This window comes from Marinobacter sp. VGCF2001 (assembly GCF_049943275.1).
Lineage (GTDB): Bacteria > Pseudomonadota > Gammaproteobacteria > Pseudomonadales > Oleiphilaceae > Marinobacter.
The window spans coordinates 47,321-66,253 of sequence record NZ_JBNFVX010000001.1; the positions used below are offsets into that span (position 1 = coordinate 47,321).

16 protein-coding genes are annotated in these 18,933 nt (G+C 58.0%); 4 read left to right on the forward strand and 12 right to left on the reverse strand.

All coding sequences use genetic code 11. From position 1 onward, the window contains the following. Nucleotides 1-51: 51 nt before the first annotated feature. Nucleotides 52-741 carry a J domain-containing protein gene (locus ACP2AU_RS00220; protein ID WP_426373757.1) on the forward strand — a complete coding sequence of 230 codons (690 nt, stop codon included), beginning with the start codon at nt 52-54 and terminating at the stop codon, nt 739-741. Here the strand turns inward: ACP2AU_RS00220 and ACP2AU_RS00225 are convergent. The 4 genes from ACP2AU_RS00225 to ACP2AU_RS00240 form a co-directional block, all read right to left on the reverse strand. Beyond that, nucleotides 697-1,719 carry a bile acid:sodium symporter family protein gene (locus tag ACP2AU_RS00225; protein ID WP_426373758.1) on the reverse strand — a complete coding sequence of 341 codons (1,023 nt, stop codon included), beginning with the start codon at nt 1,717-1,719 and terminating at the stop codon, nt 697-699. The two genes, ACP2AU_RS00220 and ACP2AU_RS00225, sit on opposite strands and share 45 nt — an antisense overlap. 3 nt (nt 1,720-1,722) lie before the next feature. Next, nucleotides 1,723-2,397: a FadR/GntR family transcriptional regulator gene (locus ACP2AU_RS00230; RefSeq protein WP_426373759.1), complete on the reverse strand. Its 675-nt coding sequence runs from the start codon at nt 2,395-2,397 to the stop codon at nt 1,723-1,725. A 105-nt stretch (nt 2,398-2,502) separates the two neighbouring features. Beyond that, complete coding sequence (locus ACP2AU_RS00235; protein WP_426373760.1) at nt 2,503-3,990, reverse strand: flavin-containing monooxygenase; 1,488 nt, start codon at nt 3,988-3,990, stop codon at nt 2,503-2,505. A gap of 69 nt (nt 3,991-4,059) precedes the next feature. Then, the gene (locus tag ACP2AU_RS00240; protein WP_426373761.1) at nt 4,060-4,968 is read right to left on the reverse strand and encodes a LysR family transcriptional regulator; all 909 of its coding nucleotides are present in this window, start codon (nt 4,966-4,968) and stop codon (nt 4,060-4,062) included. Nucleotides 4,969-5,075: 107 nt separating this feature from the next. On the opposite strand from ACP2AU_RS00240, the gene ACP2AU_RS00245 reads away from it, so the two are divergent. Beyond that, nucleotides 5,076-6,689, forward strand: a complete 1,614-nt coding sequence (locus tag ACP2AU_RS00245) for an NADH-quinone oxidoreductase subunit L (protein ID WP_426373762.1) — start codon at nt 5,076-5,078, stop codon at nt 6,687-6,689. Next, a complete protein-coding gene (locus ACP2AU_RS00250; RefSeq protein ID WP_426373763.1) occupies nt 6,686-9,091 on the forward strand; it encodes a YbcC family protein in 2,406 nt (801 codons plus the stop codon). Before ACP2AU_RS00245 ends, ACP2AU_RS00250 begins: the two co-directional genes overlap by 4 nt. Before the next feature lie 7 nt (nt 9,092-9,098). On the opposite strand, the gene ACP2AU_RS00255 is transcribed toward ACP2AU_RS00250, so the two are convergent. The 6 genes from ACP2AU_RS00255 to ACP2AU_RS00280 form a co-directional block, all read right to left on the reverse strand. Then, nucleotides 9,099-10,220, reverse strand: coding sequence for a sulfate/molybdate ABC transporter ATP-binding protein (locus ACP2AU_RS00255; RefSeq protein ID WP_426373764.1), 1,122 nt, complete (start codon nt 10,218-10,220; stop codon nt 9,099-9,101). 1 nt (nt 10,221) lies between these two features. Further along, nucleotides 10,222-11,079, reverse strand: a complete 858-nt coding sequence (cysW, locus tag ACP2AU_RS00260) for a sulfate ABC transporter permease subunit CysW (RefSeq protein ID WP_426373765.1) — start codon at nt 11,077-11,079, stop codon at nt 10,222-10,224. After that, complete coding sequence (gene cysT, locus ACP2AU_RS00265) at nt 11,080-11,952, reverse strand: sulfate/thiosulfate ABC transporter permease CysT (RefSeq protein WP_426373766.1); 873 nt, start codon at nt 11,950-11,952, stop codon at nt 11,080-11,082. Nucleotides 11,953-11,960: 8 nt separating this feature from the next. Further along, nucleotides 11,961-12,965, reverse strand: coding sequence for a thiosulfate ABC transporter substrate-binding protein CysP (cysP, locus tag ACP2AU_RS00270; protein ID WP_426373767.1), 1,005 nt, complete (start codon nt 12,963-12,965; stop codon nt 11,961-11,963). 114 nt (nt 12,966-13,079) lie between these two features. After that, nucleotides 13,080-14,048, reverse strand: coding sequence for a beta-ketoacyl-ACP synthase III (locus ACP2AU_RS00275; protein WP_426373768.1), 969 nt, complete (start codon nt 14,046-14,048; stop codon nt 13,080-13,082). Nucleotides 14,049-14,204: 156 nt separating this feature from the next. Beyond that, nucleotides 14,205-15,260, reverse strand: coding sequence for an NAD(P)-dependent alcohol dehydrogenase (locus ACP2AU_RS00280; protein ID WP_426373769.1), 1,056 nt, complete (start codon nt 15,258-15,260; stop codon nt 14,205-14,207). A gap of 124 nt (nt 15,261-15,384) precedes the next feature. Between ACP2AU_RS00280 and ACP2AU_RS00285 the strand changes: the two genes are divergently transcribed. Then, nucleotides 15,385-15,966, forward strand: coding sequence for a hypothetical protein (locus tag ACP2AU_RS00285; protein WP_426373770.1), 582 nt, complete (start codon nt 15,385-15,387; stop codon nt 15,964-15,966). 17 nt (nt 15,967-15,983) lie between these two features. Here the strand turns inward: ACP2AU_RS00285 and ACP2AU_RS00290 are convergent, their stop codons facing one another. Beyond that, nucleotides 15,984-16,835 (reverse strand): peptidoglycan-binding protein, encoded by an 852-nt coding sequence (locus ACP2AU_RS00290; RefSeq protein ID WP_426373771.1) that lies wholly within the window; start codon nt 16,833-16,835, stop codon nt 15,984-15,986. A 244-nt stretch (nt 16,836-17,079) separates the two neighbouring features. Next, the gene (locus ACP2AU_RS00295) at nt 17,080-18,924 is read right to left on the reverse strand and encodes a protein kinase domain-containing protein (RefSeq protein ID WP_426374405.1); all 1,845 of its coding nucleotides are present in this window, start codon (nt 18,922-18,924) and stop codon (nt 17,080-17,082) included. Between the last annotated feature and the right edge of the window lie 9 nt (nt 18,925-18,933).

An 18,933-nucleotide genomic window follows, 5' to 3' on the forward strand; every position in this document is an offset into this window, starting at 1 on the left:
CATTTGTCTCTATAAAATAGGCAGATTTTACATAATCGGAGTTGCTGTTTTATGAATTGTTGGGACCTGCTGGGCATCGAGCCGACCGGCGACACAGATCAGATTCGCCAGGCTTACGAGCGCCAGCTCAAGTTTGCCTCAGACGATGAAGCCCGGGACCTGGAGCTGGCATTCCGGGAGGCCACAGGTGGACCTCCACCTAAGCCCGCCGTGTCGACAGCAGGGGAAACCAGCCCTGCCGCGCCGCCCGATTCCGGCTCGCCGGAATCCCTGGGGCAGCGTACCGAAGCTGGTGCGCTCAGCGCCGAGGAGGCCCAGATTGCCCGGGAAGTGGTCATTCAGATTCGCGCCCTGATGAATGACACGGATCGTCAGCAGGATGTGTCTGTCTGGAAGGCCATTCTCTGTGAGCCGCCGGCAGACCGGGCAGCGGTGCGCCGGGAAATTGCGGATCAGCTGGAACCCCAGATTCGCCCGTTGGCCGAAAACGGTGCCCTGGCTGGCCCGGTTACGCGCTTTCTCGGAGATTGGTTCGAGTGGTTCAGCCTGAAGGATGTCCAGCCCGAGCCGGACCCGCGCACCTACCCCGAAGGTGATGGTGCGGGCCGAGGTATGGGCGACCCCGAAGACGATACAGCTGAGCAGCCACCGCAGATGGTGAACTTCTGGCCTGCGGTGATCGGCTGGATCATCGGGCTAGTGATTCTTGCAACCCTTTTTGGGGGCATGAGCGGCAGCTAAGTTCGCTCGTTCAATTTTTTCGCGATAGGACTGGGCGAGAATGGCGCCCACAATGACCTGAATCTGGTTGTAGCACATGATCGGCAACACGATCATGCCGAACCCCGGATGGCCAGAGAACAGCACTTTGGCCATCGGCAATCCCGACGCCAGGCTCTTCTTTGAACCACAGAACACCACCGCCGCTTCATCTTCGAGGCTGAACCCCAGTTTCCTTACCATCAAGCGCGCCGCCAGCATAAACAGCGCCAGAAGGCCGAAGCAGATCAGTATGGCCAGTACCACAGCCCGGAACGGCAGATTCTGCCAGAGGCCGCTGACCACCGAGTGCGAGAATGCCGAATAGACGATGATCCAGATAACGCACTGGTCATAGCGCGCCATTAACGCCTCGTTACGGGACAGGAAGCCCCCCAGCCAGGGCCGGAGCGCGTGCCCAGCGGCAAAGGGCAACAAAAGCTGCAAGATGATGTCTTTCAAGGCTTCGGCAACGGAAAAGTCGCCAGCGCCTGAGGTCGATACCAGTAGCAGCAAGAGAAACGGGGTCAGCATCATGCCGAAAACGTTTGAGGCAGCCGCACTGCAAATGGCGGCGGGAACATTGCCACGAGCCATGGCGGTGTACGCAATCGACGAAGAGACCGCAGAGGGCAGCACCCCCAGGTAAAGAAACCCCAGGCCCAGATCCGCTGGCATCCATTCCGGCGCAATACTGCTCAAAGCGTTCACCGGGAGAACAGCAATGGGGAAAAACACGAAGGTAAGGGCGGTGATCAGAATATGCAATCGCCAGTGTGTCGCGCCATCGATGATTTGCTGTCGGGACAGCGCTGCGCCGTGCAAAAAGAACAGCAGCGCAACAGCGATGGTCCCGACGGTCGCCAGGGTATCTGCCGCCTGGCCGGTGACCGGTAGAAAAGACGCGAGAACAATCGCGCCCAGCAGCAGAAGCGTAAAGGCATCAATCCGGAACTTCACGGTTTACCCCTTTGCCTTGAGTACGGTCAGGCTCGGGGTTAACAGCGCCCGGGACAGTGTTTCGGCTTTGGCAACATCCTTTCGGCGAATGGCTGCCAGTAGCAGTTCGTGATCTTCCTGGCTGGGTTCCGGCAGCTCTGAATCTGTTTCAGTTTGTTCAATGGTCTGGCTGACGGCGTGGGAAAAATAATCGTACAGCTCGACTAGAGCCCGGTTATGAGAGGCACTCACTAACGCATGGTGAAACCACTCATCATGCCGGATACGCTCGGCCAGATTGTCTCCCGCGGCTGCCCGGGCATCGAGTGCGCTGGTCATGGCTTTTAAATCCGCATCGGTGCGACGACTGGCCGCGAGCCGGGCCGCTTCGGTCTCCAGCATAATCCTGACTTCAATTTGCTCGGCGAGTTGGCTGCGGGCAATCCGCCGCAGCATTTCCCCCGCATCACGATTGGCCCGCACGTAAGTTCCATCTCCCTGGCGGGTTTCCAGCATTCCGACGTGCACCAGCACCCTTACTGCTTCGCGGATGGTGTTGCGGCTGATGCCAAGTGCTTCAGACAACTCGGCCTCTACCGGCAGGCGAGTACCCACTGGCCACTCGCCGCTCTCGATGGTTTGACGGAGGCTTTCAATGGCGGTCTCAACCAGTGAGCCCTTACGAATCGGTTTCAGCACAGCGGATCATCCCTCTATATGATGATCCAATCATCCTATGATTAGATGAGAATTACAAATCGGCTCCTGAAAGTGGGCGCAGAGGCTCTCAAGGGCCTTTCGAGCCTATGAACCAGCAGTTACCGGCTCTGAAAACTGGTAGTCGGCCGTATCAACGGATCGTGTGGAAAAACGATAACTGAAGGTGAAGCCGGGCCAGTTCACGGTATTTCGACCCTGTTCATCCAGATACCAGGATGAACAGCCGCCCTGCCAGACACTGCCCTCCAGGCCACTTTGCACGACCTGGCAGTAACGGCTTTGGCGATCACTGCGGACATCCATGGCGGCGCTGGGATAACGTGACAGGGCATCAAGAGCGCTCAGAACATAGCGATATTGGGATTCGAGCATGAACAGGATGGAGTTATGGGCCAGGTTGGTGTTCGGGCCATAGAGCATAAAGAAATTGGGAAAGCCGCTGACCGATATGCCCTTGAACGCCTTGCAGCCATCAGCCCACGCGTCGTTCAAAGATCGGCCTCCCCGCCCGTGAATTTGAATGGGCGACAGAAACTCGGTTGCCCTGAATCCCGTTCCGAAAATAATGGCATCGACGGGCCGATGTTCGCCGCTTCTGGATACAATGCCGCGCTCATCCACGTGATCGATACCCTCGGTGACCAGATTAACGTGGGGCTGGTTAACCGCGCGATACCAGTCATTGGAAATAAGAATGCGCTTACAGCCAATCCGATAGTCGGGAATCAGCTTCACGAGCTTGTCTGTGTCCGTAACCTGACGGGCCGCTTCTTTTCTTGCCTGGCGGGCAAAGATACCGAGAATCCAGGAAAGCCGGGTAAAAGCCAGCGCCCGGGATTCATTTTTCAAATAGATCAGGCCTCGGTATATGCGGTCCCACAGGGGGAGCTTTTGAAACAGGGTTTGCTCAACGGGCGAAAAGGGGCGGTCAGATTTGGGCAATACCCAGGCGGCTGAACGCTGGTATAGATCGAGCCGGGCCACCCGGGGAGTAATCTCCGGCACAAACTGGATGGCACTGGCGCCAGTTCCGATGACAGCGACTCGCTTGTTTACCAGGTCGGCACTGTGATCCCAGCGGGCGGAATGGAAACAAACGCCCTGAAACGACTCAATCCCCGGGATGGCCGGCATGGCAGGCCGGTTCAGTTGCCCGGTGGCGGTGATCAGAACGTCGGCCGTAAAGACATCACCGGCTTCGGTACTTACGTGCCATTGATTGTGTTGCTCATCAAAATCCGCGGCCCTGACCGCTTGATTAAAACGGATATGGGGCAAGAGCCGATATTTTTGAGCACAGTGTTCAATGTACTCAAGAATCTCTGGCTGTAGCCCGAATTTCCGGCTCCAATCGTGCTTGGGTTCAAAGGAGTAGGAATACAGATGCGACTGCACATCGCAGGCTGCGCCGGGGTAGGTGTTGTCGCGCCAGGTTCCGCCGACACCGGCGGCTTTCTCAAGCAGGGTGATGTTATCGAACCCCGCCTGTTTGAGTTTGACGGCCATTCCAATACCACCAAAGCCGGTCCCGATAATCAAGACAGACGGTTTTCGGGTGTGGGTGCGAGCCATGAGCACTCCTTTTTATTGTTTTACAGAAGCGACTATAAAACGGCTTGCACGCCTGACACAAAGGCCAAATCAATCAGATTGATTGTCCGAAAAGGTCAGCAATTCTTCCGCTTTCTGAGCCATTAGCCCCCTCAGTACCGGCGACTCGAACTGGCGACGGATGCGAATGGCATAGAACTCCTCAAATACTCCGGGCAGCGCGCCATAGTCCTGCAGTTCGCCATTGCGGAGCTCATCCCGGACCACCACGGGTGGCAATATCGCATAATGTCCGCTGTCACGGGTCAGCAGGCGCATCATCGCCATATCGTCCACCTCGGCGATTACCACCGGGTGAAGGTGATGATGCTCGCAGAGCTGATCAAAGGCCTGGCGGATATTGTTGCCGGGCCCCGGAAGAATCAGCGGGCGATCGCGCAGGATATCTGGAAAGCCGGGGGCCTCATGACCGCCCGGGGGGCCAATCACGCTGACGGACTGCCGGGCAATCCGGCGCGAACGCCAGGGTGTTTCTTCATCGCCCTGCACGGCCTGATTGGAGAGGATCAGGTCCAGCCGGTGGGCAGACAACCGCCTGAGCAGATCATCGAGGCTCCCGCTTTGCAGCTTGAGCTCCAAATCTTTTCGGCCCAGCAAAGGCCTCAGAAATCCTTCCTGGAAGTTGCGTGACAGTGTGGCCACCGCACCGACTTTGAGAATTTCCCGGTTGGCCTGTTGTCCCGTCCGGAACAACGCTTCCAGCTCTTCCCCCTGGCGAAAGATTTCCTCGGCGTAGGTGAACGCCACCCGGCCGGCTTCTGACAGGCGCAAACGCCGGCCTTCGCGAACGAACAAATCAAAGCCAAGACTGTCCTCCAGTTTGCGTATCTGGCCCGACAGTGCGGATTGTGAAATGTGCAGGGATTCGGCCGCCCGGGTGAGGTGCCCGGTGCGCGCAACGGTCCAGAAGTAATAGAGGTGATGGTAGTTCAGGCGCATCGTCGAACCTTTTCTGTTCTTTAAAAGTGAACGGTTTAATCTTTATAAACCATTTTTTATATGAAAGCATTACCGGCAAAGTAGGCGCCAATATGAAGGAGCCCGCGATGACAACTCTGATTACAACCTTATCGCTCGTATTGTTAATAGCCTGGCTGGCTCTGCCGGTTGCCTTGTTGGTACTGGCGGGTTTCGCCAACTGGACGAAAAATCCTCTGAAACTCTCTTACTGCTGGCGCCTGGCCGAGATTGGGTTTTGCCTGTTGCTTGCGACCACAGCGATCATTGGTGCCGGCCTTCTTTTGGATCGGTTGGCAATGGACACAGGCCTGCCGGAACTGGGCATTCGCCTTGGGCTGTACCCGGATGGGTTAGCAGTATGGATGGCCCTCATGGTGAGCTTCATTGCCTGGATCATCTTGCGTTACAGCCGCGATTATCTGCGGGCCGACCCCGCTTTCGTTCGCTTTCTGCCCTGGTTTCTGGCCACCGTGGTCAGCGTTCTCGTGCTGGTGTTTACCGACCATCTGCTCGTGCTTGCGGGCGCCTGGGTGGGTGTCAGCCTGTCACTCCACCAGCTGCTGACGCTCTACGCCGAACGTCCTCAGGCCCGGTTGGCTGCGGCTCAGAAGTTCATTGCCAGTCGGCTTGGCGATACCGCAATACTGGTGTCAGTGTTGTTAATCTGGAACCACTACGGAAGCTTTCGAATCCCGGAAATCTATTCGCTGGGGGAGTCGTTAGGGCGCAGCTCGGTGTCACTTACCGCCGCCTCGGTGCTTCTGGCGGTCGCAGCCGCCCTGAAGTGCGCGCAACTACCATTCCACGGCTGGCTGATTCGAGTGATGGAAGCACCGACCCCGGTGTCGGCTCTCTTGCACGCCGGCGTGGTGAACCTTGGGGGCTTCCTGTGGTTACGGCTGTTCCCGGTCTTCGAGGGGTTTACGGCAGGCCATATGATACTGCTGGTTGTTGGTGGCAGCACCGCGCTTGTTGCGGTGTTCACCATGATGACGCAAAACTCCGCCAAGCACGGATTGGTCTGGTCAACCAATGCCCAGATGGGGTTCATGCTTTTTGAGATCGCGCTGGGGGCCTACACACTGGCACTGCTGCACTTGCTGGCCCACTCCCTCTATAAAGCGCATTCGTTCCTCGCGGTGGGCCGGACCGTAAAGGTGTCGCGGATTGCCTTTTCCGAGCACATCAGCCGAGCCCAGGTCGGCCTTGCGCTGGCCGCATCCGCCCTGGCCGCTGCGCTGCTCTGGCAGGCACCGCAATTGGTTGCTCATAAGCCTGTGCTGGCGGCGCTGCTGGTGTTTGCGGTTGGTGCCGCTGTGCTGGGCACTCCGGGGGCCAGCCAGAGAGGCGCCCGCATCATCGTGCTGCTGCTCTCGGTTGCCCTGGTTCCGCTCTATGGCGTGTTGAACTGGCTGCTCAGTGCGGCGCTGCCCCAGGGGGCAGGCGTGATATTGCCCGCCGCAGCAACCGGGTTTGCCTGGGCACTGCTGGCGACTCTGTTCGGGCTGTCCCTGATACTGTTTGCGCGTCCGCAAGGATGTTTCGCGCACAACCTGCATTCGCACTTCAGCGAGGGCCTGTATCTGGATAAGCCATTTGAGAAGCTGACCAGACGCTGGGCACAGACCTGGCTTAATGCCCATGGCCAACCGGCGGATCTTCGGCTGCGGCACAGAGTTCTGACTGGAGAAAAATCATGAACGCACCTGTTACCGGTTCCGTTTCTCACCAACAGAGCGCCCCCGAGCGCATTCACGAGGCGTGTGAGCGAGTGGCACCGATCTGGCCGATGGACCGCTGGATAGCGGTCAATCCCTGGTGGGGCAGCCGTTATCAGCCGGTGGAGCATGCATCCCGTGAACTCGACAGCCTGCTTGGTGCAGGCCTGCTGATGCCGCCCGGCTTTTATCGCGAGGCCTGGGACGCAGGCCGTATTCAGCGCACCCATTTGGAGAAAGCGGTTCTTGAAGCCGGCGTGAAGGATGATGAACAGACGCTTCTGAGTCAGTTGTCCGGTCCCCCGTCGTCGCAGTCCGAATTTGTATCGGCGCTTGGTTATCGCCTTCAAGGCCAGCAGGAACCCGCGCTCAGGGAGGCTCGCGACGACATTGGCGGAATCTGCGCGCGCTATTTCGATGTGCGCCAGAACCGCTGGCGGGTATCAGGCAGCCCGCAGGATCTTTACCAGTTCTGGCGCGGCCAAACCGCCGGACCCCGGGGCAGAAAAGGCGACCACGCCGCGGCATTGCCAGCGACCTGGCAGGATGCGGCGACAGCGGTGGCCCGAGAACTGCCGTATAGCAGCCGGCAACTTCCTCTTTTGGCCCACCATCTGTTGGGCCAGCTGCTTGGCTGGGCGTCCTGGTGTCGTGGTGTCGATTGGCGGGCGGGCCTGGGAGATAGCCATGAGAGCGGCCATGATCAGTTTTGCGCTCAATTGGCCACCATTTGGTTGATTTATGAGGCCCGCGCGTTTGCTGCTATGCCGGATGCCGAACGCGAGGCCTGGCAGAAGCATTGCGTCAATGCCTTCGAAATGGTCCCGGCCTCCGGCAGGGAGCAGGCATTGTGGGTTTGGCACCGCGCCTACGAGATGGCCTGGCAGACCCGGTTTCTCTCTGATCTTGGCGCCGATCAATCGCAAGGGGCTGATGACACAGAAACAGTCGCAGAAGTTCAGGCTGCTTTTTGCATCGATGTGCGCTCTGAAGTGATGCGCCGACAATTTGAGCAGGTCTATCCCCAGGCCCGTACGCTGGGCGTTGCCGGTTTCTTCGGAATGCCGATTGTTCACCACAAGCATGGCCCTGCGGATGACGAGGCCCGTTTGCCCGGCTTGCTTGCACCGGCGTATCGATACTCTGAAACCCTGGGGAACCCGGAGGATGATCGGGCATGGGACCGCAAACTCGACCAGCGGGAGCAGGTTCGGGAGTCTGTCCGCCGTGCCAAGTACTCCAGCCTGTCTACATTCACACTGGTAGAAACCACCGGGCTGGCATGGGCCTGGAAGCTGGTCAGGGACAGCCTGAACAAGAACAGCGTAAAAAAAGAACGTGTTGAGCCGGGCAGGCTGCATCACTGCGTTGATGGTTATCCGCTGTCGGATCCCGAGAGAGTCAAACTGGCCGAGGGGATGCTGCGGGCGATGTCACTCACGCAGGGGTTCGCAAGCCTGCTGTTGATGGTTGGCCACGGCGCGCACACGGACAACAACCCGAATGAGGCGGGTCTGGCCTGTGGCGCCTGTGGTGGAAAGAATGGTGGTGTCAACGCCAGAGTAGCGGCCGAATTGCTGAATGACCGGCAGGTGCGGGCCGGGCTGGCGGAGAAGGGCATCGTGTTACCGGAAAGCACCATAGCGCTGGCGGCTGAGCATTGCACCATCACGGATACCGTGACGGTCTATGGCCAGGAGCAGGTGCCTGAAAGCCATCGGCGGATCCTGAAAACCCTGCTTGAAAAGCTGGATCAGGCCGGCGCGGCCTGTCGCCGGGAACGTGCCAGCGGTCTTGGCCTGGATGGTGAAACCGACAAACGCCTGTTGGCCGAGCTCAATCGCCGGACCCGTAACTGGGCAGAAGTACGGCCTGAATGGGGGTTGGCGAACAATGCGGGTATGGTGATTGGCCCAAGAACGTTAACCCGCTCGCTGAACCTCGGTGGGCGGTGCTTCCTTCATGATTACGATCCGGGGCAAGACCCGTCCGGAGAGGTGCTGACGCTGCTGATGTCTGCGCCCATGGTGGTGGCTAACTGGATCAATCTGCAGTATTTCGGTTCAGTGGCCAGGCCATCCATCTTTGGTGCGGGCAATAAACTACTGCACTCGGTTGTAGGGGGTAACCTCGGGGTGGTCGAAGGTAACGATGTTGATCTACAGATCGGACTGCCATTGCAGTCGGTGTTCGACGGCGAACACTGGCGCCATGAGCCGGTGCGCCTGACGGTTGTCATCGACGCTCCCGCGGAACGGATCGAGGCTGTGATTCAGGCTAATCCGGACGTTCGGGCCCTGGTGCACAATCGCTGGCTGTGGCTGCACAGAATCGAGAGCGGAAAAACCTATCGCTATGACGATGGCAGGTGGCTGGCCACCTGACCACCGGTTACATATTGCTGGCGTTGGCCGCTTCGCTGTATTTCCAGTTGATGGTTCTCGGCCGGGAATCATCAGCGAGAAACAGGTGGCCAACGTCTGGCACGGCAAACCACAGCTCGCCGCGGACAGGATTCTGGCGGGCGAATTCCGCATGGCTCATGCCCACTTCCCAGACCTCATCGCTCTGCCAGCCTTCCGGCGCCAGCTCGAGCCGTACTTCTGAACCGATCAGGCTGATGGCGCTGATTCGCAACGGCAGACGTGCCATGGCAGAGGGTGATCGCGCCAGTGCTACCTCATGGGGCCGTAAATACAGCTGCGCCTCCTCATCTTGACGGGCGCCAGGCAGTGAAACCCAGGCGTCGCCCTGAACCAGCTTCTGGCTTTTGATCACGCCGGGCAGGACATTCACGTGCCCGAGAAAATCGAAAACAAACCGACTCTCAGGGTGCGCGTACAGGCCCGTGGGAGAGTTGACCTGTTCAACCTTGCCCTGGCTCATCACCACAACCTGATCGGACAGTTCGAGCGCTTCCTCCTGGTCGTGGGTAACGAAAATACTGGTGAAATGGTACTCGTCGTGCAACGCTCGCAGCCACCGGCGCAGGTCTTTCCTGACCTTGGCATCGAGCGCCCCGAACGGCTCGTCCAGTAACAGGATGCGGGGCTGGGTCGCCAGGGCCCGCGCCAGGGCCACTCGCTGCTTCTGTCCGCCGGAAAGCTGGGCAGGGTAACGTTTGGCGAGCTCGGGGAGCTGGATCATTTCTAACAGTTTTTCGACACGCTGTCGGATTTCAGACTTTGACGGACGCTGCTTCCTGGGAAGAGACTCCAGGCCGAACGCAATGTTTTCGGCCACGGTCAGATGCCTGAACAGCGCATAATGCTGGAACACAAAACCGATATTTCGGTCCCGAACGTGCAGTTGGCTGACATCGTCGCTACCAAAGAGTATGCGACCTGCGTCTGACGACTCGAGGCCTGCAATAATTCTCAGCAGAGTGGTTTTCCCCGAACCCGAGGGGCCGAGCAGGGCGGTGAGTTGACCCTCGGGAATGTCCAGAGACACATTGTTCAGGGCCTTGAAACGCCCGAAACTTTTGTTGATCTGATCAATGGTGATACTCATGTCACGCACCTCCTTCTGTCGGCGTCTCGTGTTCGGCTCGGGACTGACGCCACTCCACGAGCGCCTTGGCAATCAGGGTCAGAATGGCAATGCCCGCCAGTAAAGAGGCGCTGGCGAAGGCTCCGACGATATTGTAATCCTGATAAAGTAGTTCAACATGAAGCGGTAACGTATTGGTTTCTCCGCGAATATTCCCTGAAACCACTGATACTGCACCAAATTCGCCAACGGCACGTGCGTTGGTCAGAACGACTCCGTAGATCAGGGCCCACTTGATGTTGGGTAACGTAATTTTCCGGAAAATCCGCCAGCCGGATGCGCCCAGCACCACGCCGGCCTCTTCCTCTTCGCTGCCCTGTTGTTGCATTAACGGGATCAATTCACGGGCCACAAACGGGCAGGTTACGAAAACGGTAACCATTACGATGCCTGGCCAGGCGAACATCAGCTGAACGTCGTATTCGCTTAACCAGCCACCAAGCCAGCCGTTACGACCATAGAGCAACAGGTACAGCAAACCGGCCACTACCGGCGAAACAGCAAATGGAATGTCGATCAGCGTGATCAGTAGTTTCCTCCCGGGAAAACGGAAGCGGGTGACTGACCAGGCCAGGGCGGTGCCGAACACCAGGTTCAGCGGCACGGTGAGTAACGCGACAAACAGCGTCAGGCCAATGGCATCCAGCGTATACTGGTTCAGCACATTTTCGGTGAACGTGCTCCAGCCAGCCCCCAGAGCCTCGGTGAAAATAATAACGACGGGAATGACCAGGATAACCAGTGTCAGCAACAGGGCCAGGCCGATCAGGCTGTTACGCACCCAGGGTTGATCGCCAATCCGGCGGTTGTGCGCTGCCATCTAGCGTCCCTCCAGCCGGCGCAAATACCGGCCTTGCCAGAGGTTGATCGAAAACAGCAGCACCAGAGATACCAGAAGAACCAGAGAGGCAATGGCGCTGGCGGCGGCGTAATCGTATTCCTGAAGTCGGATAAAGATCATCAGGCTGGTTACCTCACTGACGTACGGGGTGTTGCCTGCGATAAAGATGATCGCGCCAAACTCCCCGAGGCTTCGGGTGAACGACAAAGCCACTCCGGTCACCAGTGCCGGCCACAAAGAGGGAAAAATAACCTTACGAAAAACGCGACTGTCGGAAGCGCCAAGGCTGACCGCCGCCTCTTCATCGGCCGGTGAGAGTTCCTCCAGTACCGGTTGAACGGTACGCACCACGAACGGAATGCTGGTAAAAGCCATGGCAACAACAACGCCCAGCGGGGTAAAGGCGACCTCCAGCCCGATTTTGGCCAGCCATTGGCCGTACCAGCCGTTCTGGGAAAACAGTGTCGCCAGAGTGATGCCTGCCACTGCGGTGGGCAATGCAAAGGGCAGGTCGACAACGGCGTCTATCAGCCGTTTACCCGGGAACTTGTAGCGAACCAGGACCCAGGCGAGCAACAGACCGAACAGGCCATTGAACAGGGAGGCGGCCAGGGCCGTCCACAACGTGACCTTGTAAGACTCAACCACTCGGGGGTCGGTGATGGTGAACCAGAACTGATCCCAGGTCATGCCCGAGGTTTCAACCACCAGCCCGGTCATCGGCAGTAGCAGAACCAAGCTGACAAAAAAAAGGGAAATGCCGAGGCTCAGACCGAACCCCGGCAAAACCCGTTTGTTACGACGACCGAGGCGCCGCACGGGGGCGACGCCTGCTTGAGCGGAGGTAGCCATTACCTGCCTTACCGGCGCCGCTGCAACTGGTCAAGCTTGCCACCACTGCTGAAATGCGTGCCCATGGCGTTTTCCCAGCCACCGGCAATTTCGTCGATGGAGAGCAGTTTCAGTGAAGGGAAGCGGTCAGCCGTTTCTGCTTTCACCGTGTCGTTGTGAACGCGGTAGTTGAAGCCGGCCAGCAGTCGCTGGGACTCTTCGCTGTAAAGGTGTTCCAGGTATTCCTTCGCCAGTTCCGCCGTGCCGTTCTGCTCAACGTAATCATCAATCCAGGTTACCGGGAACTCGGCCAGAAAGCTGACTTTCGGGGTGACCGCCACGTATTCTGCATTTTCAAAGCGGTCGGCGATGTTCAGGACTTCGGATTCGAACGTCAGAAGCACGTCACCAATGCCGCGTTCCACAAACGTGGTAGTGGCACCCCGACCGCCGCTGTCGAACACCCGCACCTGGCCGAGCAGGCTGGCCATGAACTGGTCAATCTTTTCCTGGTCGTCGCCAAACTGGTCCTGGGCATAACCGAGGGCGGCCAGGTAGGTGTAACGGCCGTTGCCAGAGGTTTTCGGGTTGGGCATCACCAACTGGACGTCTTCACGTACCAGGTCGTCCCAGTTCTGGATGTTTTTGGGATTACCCTCGCGAACAAGGAATGCCATGGTCGAGTAGTAGGGTGAACTGTTGTTTGGCAGACGGTCTGCCCAGTCTTCCGGAATGAGACGACCGCGCTGGTGCAGAATGTCGATGTCGGTGACCTGGTTGAAGGTTGCTACATCGGCTTTCAACCCCTGAATAATCGCTTGCGCCTGCTTTGAGGAACCGGCGTGGGATTGTTTGATTTCCACAGTCTCACCGGTTTTTTCAAGCCAGTGAACCTTGAATTGGTCGTTGTAGGCGGCGAACAGTTCCCGGGCAATGTCGTAGGAGGTGTTGAGCAACTCCCGGTCTGCCGCCAGGGCGGGTTGCGCGGAGAGCAGGGCGGCGCCGAGTGCGATTCCCTTGAACAGTTGCTTCATACGGTACTCCTCAGAATATGGTTTCCAATCTGAGGAGCAATCTAACAAAAGGTTTTAAGAACTAAAAATATTAAAAATAAATATTGAAAGTCTTTTTGAGAATATAGCAAGGGATCAGTAACGCAACAGCGCGGACCCCCAGGTAAAGCCGCCACCGAAGGCCTCAAGGAGCACAACCTGGCCCCGCTGGATACGGCCGTCACGAACGGCTTCGTCCAGCGCGAGGGGAATCGAGGCGGCCGAGGTGTTGCCGTGTCGGTTAACGGTCATAACCACCTGATCCATTGGCATCTCCAGTTTGCGGGCTGTGGCGGCAATAATCCGCAGGTTAGCCTGGTGCGGAACCAGCCAGTCAATGTCGGACTTTTGCATGGAATTGGCTTCGAGGGTCTCATCAACAATCCGCCCCAGGGTATTTACGGCCACCTTGAACACTTCGTTGCCCTTCATTTCTACAAAGGCCTTGCCCGCTTTTACCTCATCGAAATCATTGGCGATGCCGCAGGGAACGTGCAGAAGCTCCTCGTACCGGCCATCGGCATGCAGATGCGTGGAGAGTATGCCGGTCTCTTCACTTGCCTCCAGCACGACCGCCCCGGCACCGTCGCCAAAGAGCACGCAGGTGGCACGATCTTCCCAGTTAAGAATGCGGGAAAAAACCTCGGCGCCGATGACCAGGGCCTTTTTGCTTGACCCCGTGCGAATAAATTTCTCTGCCGTACCCAGCGCATAAACAAAGCCGCTGCAGACCGCCTGAATGTCAAACGCGGGACAGCCCTGAATGCCCAACCGGGCTTGCAGGATGCAGGCACAGCTGGGGAATACTTTATCCGGGGTGGTTGTGGCAACAATAATGAGGTCTATGTCAGTTGCCTGAATGCCCGCCGCTTCGATTGCTTTTAACGCTGCCTGTTCGGCCAGGTCGACGGTGGTTTGCCCCGGGAGGGCTATGTGCCGTTGCTCGATACCGGTTCGTTCGCGAATCCACTGGTCAGAGGTGTCTACCCGTTGCTCCAGGTCGCGGTTGGTAACGATGTTGTCCGGCAGGTAGGAACCGGTTCCGGCGATGCGCGCAAAGGTCATGGACAAATTCCAGTGGTCTGTAAGGTAACGATAGACCCATGCTAACCCTTTGCAACCGGATTGGTTATTAGCGGATTGTCAAAGACCGCCGGGGCGAAATTTCTTTACCCCGGCGTTTTCGGGCGAGGCCGGCCAGATTGCCGGCCCCGCTAAACGTTATTCGCCTTTCAGCGACTTCATATCAATCACAAAACGGTATTTAACGTCGCCCTTTTTCATGCGTTTGTAGGCTTCGTTAATGTTCTGGATGTCGAGCATTTCGATGTCACAGGTAATGTCATGTTCGGCACAGAAATCCAGTACCTCCTGCGTCTCAGGCATACCGCCGATCAGCGAGCCGGCAACCACGCGACGTTTTGTTACCAGCAGCCCTGCCTGCAGAGCCGGTTCTACCGGAGTCAGCAGGCCCACCAGAATATGGGTGCCGTCATATTTCAGACACTTCAGGTACGGGTTGAGGTCGTGGGCGACCGGGATGGTGTCTAGCAGAAAGTCGAAGGAATCCGCTGCTGCCTTCATCTGATCTTTGTCGGTGGAAATGATGACGTGGTCTGCGCCCTGTTTTTTGGCTTCAGCCACTTTGGCTTCCGAGCGGGTAAATATGGTGACTTCAGCCCCCAGTGCTTTGGCGAGTTTTACCCCCATGTGACCGAGACCGCCCATGCCAAGCACACCCACTTTGTGGCCTTTGCCGACCTTGAAATGCTTGAGCGGGGAGTAGGTGGTAATGCCTGCGCACAGAATTGGCGCTGCGCTGGCAGGATCGAGCTTTTCCGGCACCCGCACGACGAATCGCTCGCTGACGACGATACGCTCGGAATAGCCGCCGTGGGTAACGGAGCCGTCATGCCGGTCCAGGCTACCGTAAGTCATGGTCGAGCCTTCGATGCAGTATTGCTCAAGGCCGGTCTCACACGCGGAGCAGGCGCGACAGCTGTCCACCATGCAGCCAACCCCAACCAGATCACCCGCCTTGTAGCCGCGAACGTCGGGGCCAACGGCAGTCACGCGGCCGACAATTTCATGACCCGGAATAACCGGATAGTTCGAGCCGCCCCAGTCATTTTCAACTGTATGGAGGTCACTGTGACAGACACCGCAGTAATCAATTTCGATGGCCACATCGTCTGCCCTGAGTTCGCGGCGCTCGATCGGATAGGGTGCGAGGCCGGAATCCGGGGCTGTCGCGGCGTAAGCTTTGGTATTCGCCATTTGTACACTCCTTTTCCAGTTTTAGAACAAGGATCACGGATCTGGCGCTCGAGTGCCGTTACCTTGTGTTACTCAATACAATCAGATTGTAACCTACGTATACCACTCCATCAGGGATGACCAGATGACAAACTCGCAATCTCTCAAAGCAGCGCTACTGTCGGCCTTCATCGGGCTTGGTGCAGGCCTGGCCGGTGGCTGTATGCCCGGGACCATTGCCACAGGCGTAGGCACAGGCTTCGTGTACGAGCAAAAACAGGACCACAAACATCGACATGAGGTTGAGAGAGCGGTTGATCGCTACGTTGAGGATCACTCGAATTCGCCTTGCACGCATGGGGAGGATCGAGTGATGGAGTCTGCCGCCGAGATTCTGAAAGAGTATCGCTTGACCGGCCTGAACGAAGTGCTTGGGCGGCTTGACAGCATTTACCAGGACGAGAGCCAGCCCCGTAAGATCCGGGCCGGTGCACTCTACAACATGGCGGTACTGCAGTCCCGCCGCAAGGTGCCCAACAAGGTGTTGGCCCGCGAGTACTTCAAGCGTTTGTACGTCGAGTTTCCGAGCGAGTACCGCTGCATTTTCGAGGCCTCTGACTGGCGCGACTCCATGATTGAGCAGCAACTGTTATTGCCTGGAGAGACGGTTGAGTCCTTCCTGAGGGATGCAAAAGCGGATGTAGAGCGTATGCAGCGGCAGGACTGACCCTGCCGCGGTCAAGATCAGGCCATCCAGCCGAAGAAGAAATCAAACAACCAGGAGAAGAAGCCGCCGCTGCTTTCAGGACGGGCCTCGTCTTTGTCCTTTGATACATCCTGTTCGCCCGCAACGGCGAGAGGCGCCGCAGGGCCCGACGCCGTGGGCTCGTCAGGCAGCCGGGCGAGCAGCTCTTCCTGGCTGGCCGTTTCTGACGCTGTGGTTTTTGGGAGCATCTCGGGCTTCACCGGCTCCTGAGGGCCGGGGTTAGACTCTGATAATTCAATTGAGATATCGTCTCTATTATCTTGATTTTTGGCGATTTCACGACCTTCAGTCGTGACGATATCATCGGAAGGCAGCGCTGGAGTTGTCTCGACAGCGACCGTGGGAGGGGCCGATTCCGTGGCCGGTTCAGCATCAGATTTTGCCGCCGATTGCTTGGGCTGTGCGTCATCCGGTGCCTTATCGACTGGCGGAACCGCAACGATAACCGCACGCTCTGGAGGCCTGGAGGTTTCCTTGAGCCCCAGTTGAGCCCGGGTTTCAGCCCTGGAAGCCAGCGTATTGCCCTTGATGGTGACAGCGGAAACCGACTCAATGCCGAGGGATTCAAGTGTGCCGGCGTCGAGATTTCCACTGGGCGAGAGCCCGGGATGCTCTGATTGATATTGTCGAAGACCTGCCCGGAGTTCCGCGTCGATCCAGCCATCGGCTTTTCCGATATCGTAACCGGCACCATAGAGCGCGTTTTCAGCGGAAAAAACCGTGTGCACGGGTGCCGAGGCTTCGGCAGTTCCCCAGATGACAAGGCTGCAGGCGAGAGCGAGCCTTTGAAATGACGCTTTCCGGCGTTCGAGTGTTGCTGGGCGTTTCATGGCGAGTCCCTCCGCAGGCGGGCTGGCATTCTTGTTTACATATTGTTACCAAGTAGCGTCAGCGTATCAGGGAAGGCCAGGCCCGCACAGGAAGTGGTTAACAACTTGGCCAGGCTCAGGTGGGGCCGAGAACAGGTTGCCCGGGTGCCGTCAGAGCACGATGTGAGCCCGGAAGCCGTTGCCTGCCAAACCATAAAACTGGTTTGCCGTGATTGGCGCTCGAATCGCATTCTGATGCTGAAGCTCAGCCTGAAGAGCTAGCCATCCTGGGATTCCGGGGATAGAAGCGATCAGGTAACCGCTCGATATGGGGGAAGAACCGGGTGTCTTTGTAGGGCATTTTCATGTAGCCAGACACACCAAGCCCGGTTATCTGCTCCACAGCGGAGAGGATCTCATCCAGCAGCGCCCGGAATTCCGTTTCCCGTTCCGGGTCGAGCAGCCGGTAGTGGCTGTGGATTTTGAGATGCCGGGGCAGGGCCTCGAAGATAATCATGCCGGTATGGTGAATGTCGTTCAGCCGCTCCAGGGCCCGAATAATGGTTTCCGGCAACACCAGGAACTCGTCCGGATCCGGCCCGTCCTCGAAGTAGGAGTGTATGCGGCTCTCGTCGTCCACCTCGGGCGCCGCACTAACCTCGTAATGCAGGCTCATGCCCGGCGAGACCCGGAACGGCTGGCCGGGGTCCTCACGATCAATGTGCAGGGTGTTGCGCGCGTTGAACAGACAACTCTTGAATATGCCTTTCCGGTAGATGGCCTGGGCCAGGTACACCATGTTATTGACGGCCTGGACGAAGGCTGATTTCAGAGCCGGATCATGCAGGTTTAAAGAGGTATCAATATAGACCCCGTCGGCCTCCCAGTGCACTGCCAGGCCACCCTCAACCGGGTAGCGGCCGAGCCGGCTGACGGCCGCCAGGAAGGCTTTTTCAGTTTCGCCCATACCCTGCATGAAGTTCTTGTAGTAGCGGTCCAGTTGCACGTCGTTTACATCACTCAGGGTTTCCGGCGCACCTTCTTCCCGCAGAAACGACTTTCGGGAGCTGTACACAACGGTATCGATTTCCTGTCCGGATGCCCGCACCCATACCGGTACCTGGGAAATGGCAGGCTGCGCCGGCAGGTCAAGCATGACCGTGCGTGCCATTCGTGGCATCTCTCGTAAGTAGTAATCACCCGCCCTGCGGCGGGTCTCGGGATCAGGCGACAGCATACCATCAAGCATTCGCGCAAATTCCATGGGCAGCCCCAGCGCAGTAGCCGGAATGGCGCGATGACCGAACCGGCAGGATTGCGCAGAGGCGAGGGCGTACAGGGTACCTGCCGCGCCCTGTTCATCAAATCTGGGGGAGGAAAGCCCGCCGTTGAGTTGTTCTTCACCGATAAAGTAGACGTCTCCCAAACGGGCATTCGTCTGCTGCAGGTTGTCTGACATCAGCTCCATGACATTTGAGGTGACAAACTGCTGGTTTGCATCCAGCTGAGCGAACACGGAGGATCCCCAGTCAATCAGGGCAACATTTTCGGTGCGGGCATCGAACACCAGGTTGGAGGGCTTGATGTCACCGTGAACAATGGGGCGCCCGGCCGGGCCATTTTCCTGCCGCAGACAGCGCAGAATATCGGCAAGCTGGTCAGCGATGCGCATAATGAGCCGGGGCTTCAGTCGCCCCTGTTGCAGTGAGAACTCCTCCAGATTGAGTCCGGCGGCCCGCTCCATCACCAGGATCGGCTGGTTATTGGCGCGCTGAAACGCAATGAGCCGCGGCACCCTGGGGTGGTGGACCTGCTCCAGAATAAAGGCTTCGTCTTCCAGACGATCCTGCAAATGCTGGGGCAAGTTGATGCGAGTGAACTTGAAAACGTGCTCCGGCCCCGGCGTGTCCAGCCCCGGAAACCGGCCGGAAAACACAAAGCCATAGGCACCTTTGCCAATCAGTTCGACATCGCGATAGCCCAGTTGGCGGAGCTGAGCGACGCAGAGCGCCACCCAGTCCTTGAGCTTTTTGGCATCGTCGTGGCTGAGCAGGTAAATCGACTGCTCTTCCGGTATGTAGAATTGCTGAAGGTGTTTTTCCTGCTCCATCACGACCCA

Bases quoted from the DNA above. Each gene is read 5' to 3' on its own strand.
- ACP2AU_RS00220 (WP_426373757.1), top strand. From the start codon at position 52: ATGAATTGTTGGGACCTGCTGGGCATCGAGCCGACCGGCGACACAGAT.
- ACP2AU_RS00235 (WP_426373760.1), bottom strand. From the start codon at position 3,990: ATGGCTCGCACCCACACCCGAAAACCGTCTGTCTTGATTATCGGGACC.
- ACP2AU_RS00240 (WP_426373761.1), bottom strand. From the start codon at position 4,968: ATGCGCCTGAACTACCATCACCTCTATTACTTCTGGACCGTTGCGCGC.
- ACP2AU_RS00245 (WP_426373762.1), top strand. From the start codon at position 5,076: ATGACAACTCTGATTACAACCTTATCGCTCGTATTGTTAATAGCCTGG.
- ACP2AU_RS00250 (WP_426373763.1), top strand. From the start codon at position 6,686: ATGAACGCACCTGTTACCGGTTCCGTTTCTCACCAACAGAGCGCCCCC.
- ACP2AU_RS00255 (WP_426373764.1), bottom strand. From the start codon at position 10,220: ATGAGTATCACCATTGATCAGATCAACAAAAGTTTCGGGCGTTTCAAG.
- cysW (WP_426373765.1), bottom strand. From the start codon at position 11,079: ATGGCAGCGCACAACCGCCGGATTGGCGATCAACCCTGGGTGCGTAAC.
- cysT (WP_426373766.1), bottom strand. From the start codon at position 11,952: ATGGCTACCTCCGCTCAAGCAGGCGTCGCCCCCGTGCGGCGCCTCGGT.
- cysP (WP_426373767.1), bottom strand. From the start codon at position 12,965: ATGAAGCAACTGTTCAAGGGAATCGCACTCGGCGCCGCCCTGCTCTCC.
- ACP2AU_RS00275 (WP_426373768.1), bottom strand. From the start codon at position 14,048: ATGACCTTTGCGCGCATCGCCGGAACCGGTTCCTACCTGCCGGACAAC.
- ACP2AU_RS00280 (WP_426373769.1), bottom strand. From the start codon at position 15,260: ATGGCGAATACCAAAGCTTACGCCGCGACAGCCCCGGATTCCGGCCTC.
- ACP2AU_RS00285 (WP_426373770.1), top strand. From the start codon at position 15,385: ATGACAAACTCGCAATCTCTCAAAGCAGCGCTACTGTCGGCCTTCATC.
- ACP2AU_RS00290 (WP_426373771.1), bottom strand. From the start codon at position 16,835: ATGAAACGCCCAGCAACACTCGAACGCCGGAAAGCGTCATTTCAAAGG.
- ACP2AU_RS00295 (WP_426374405.1), bottom strand. From the start codon at position 18,924: ATGGAGCAGGAAAAACACCTTCAGCAATTCTACATACCGGAAGAGCAG.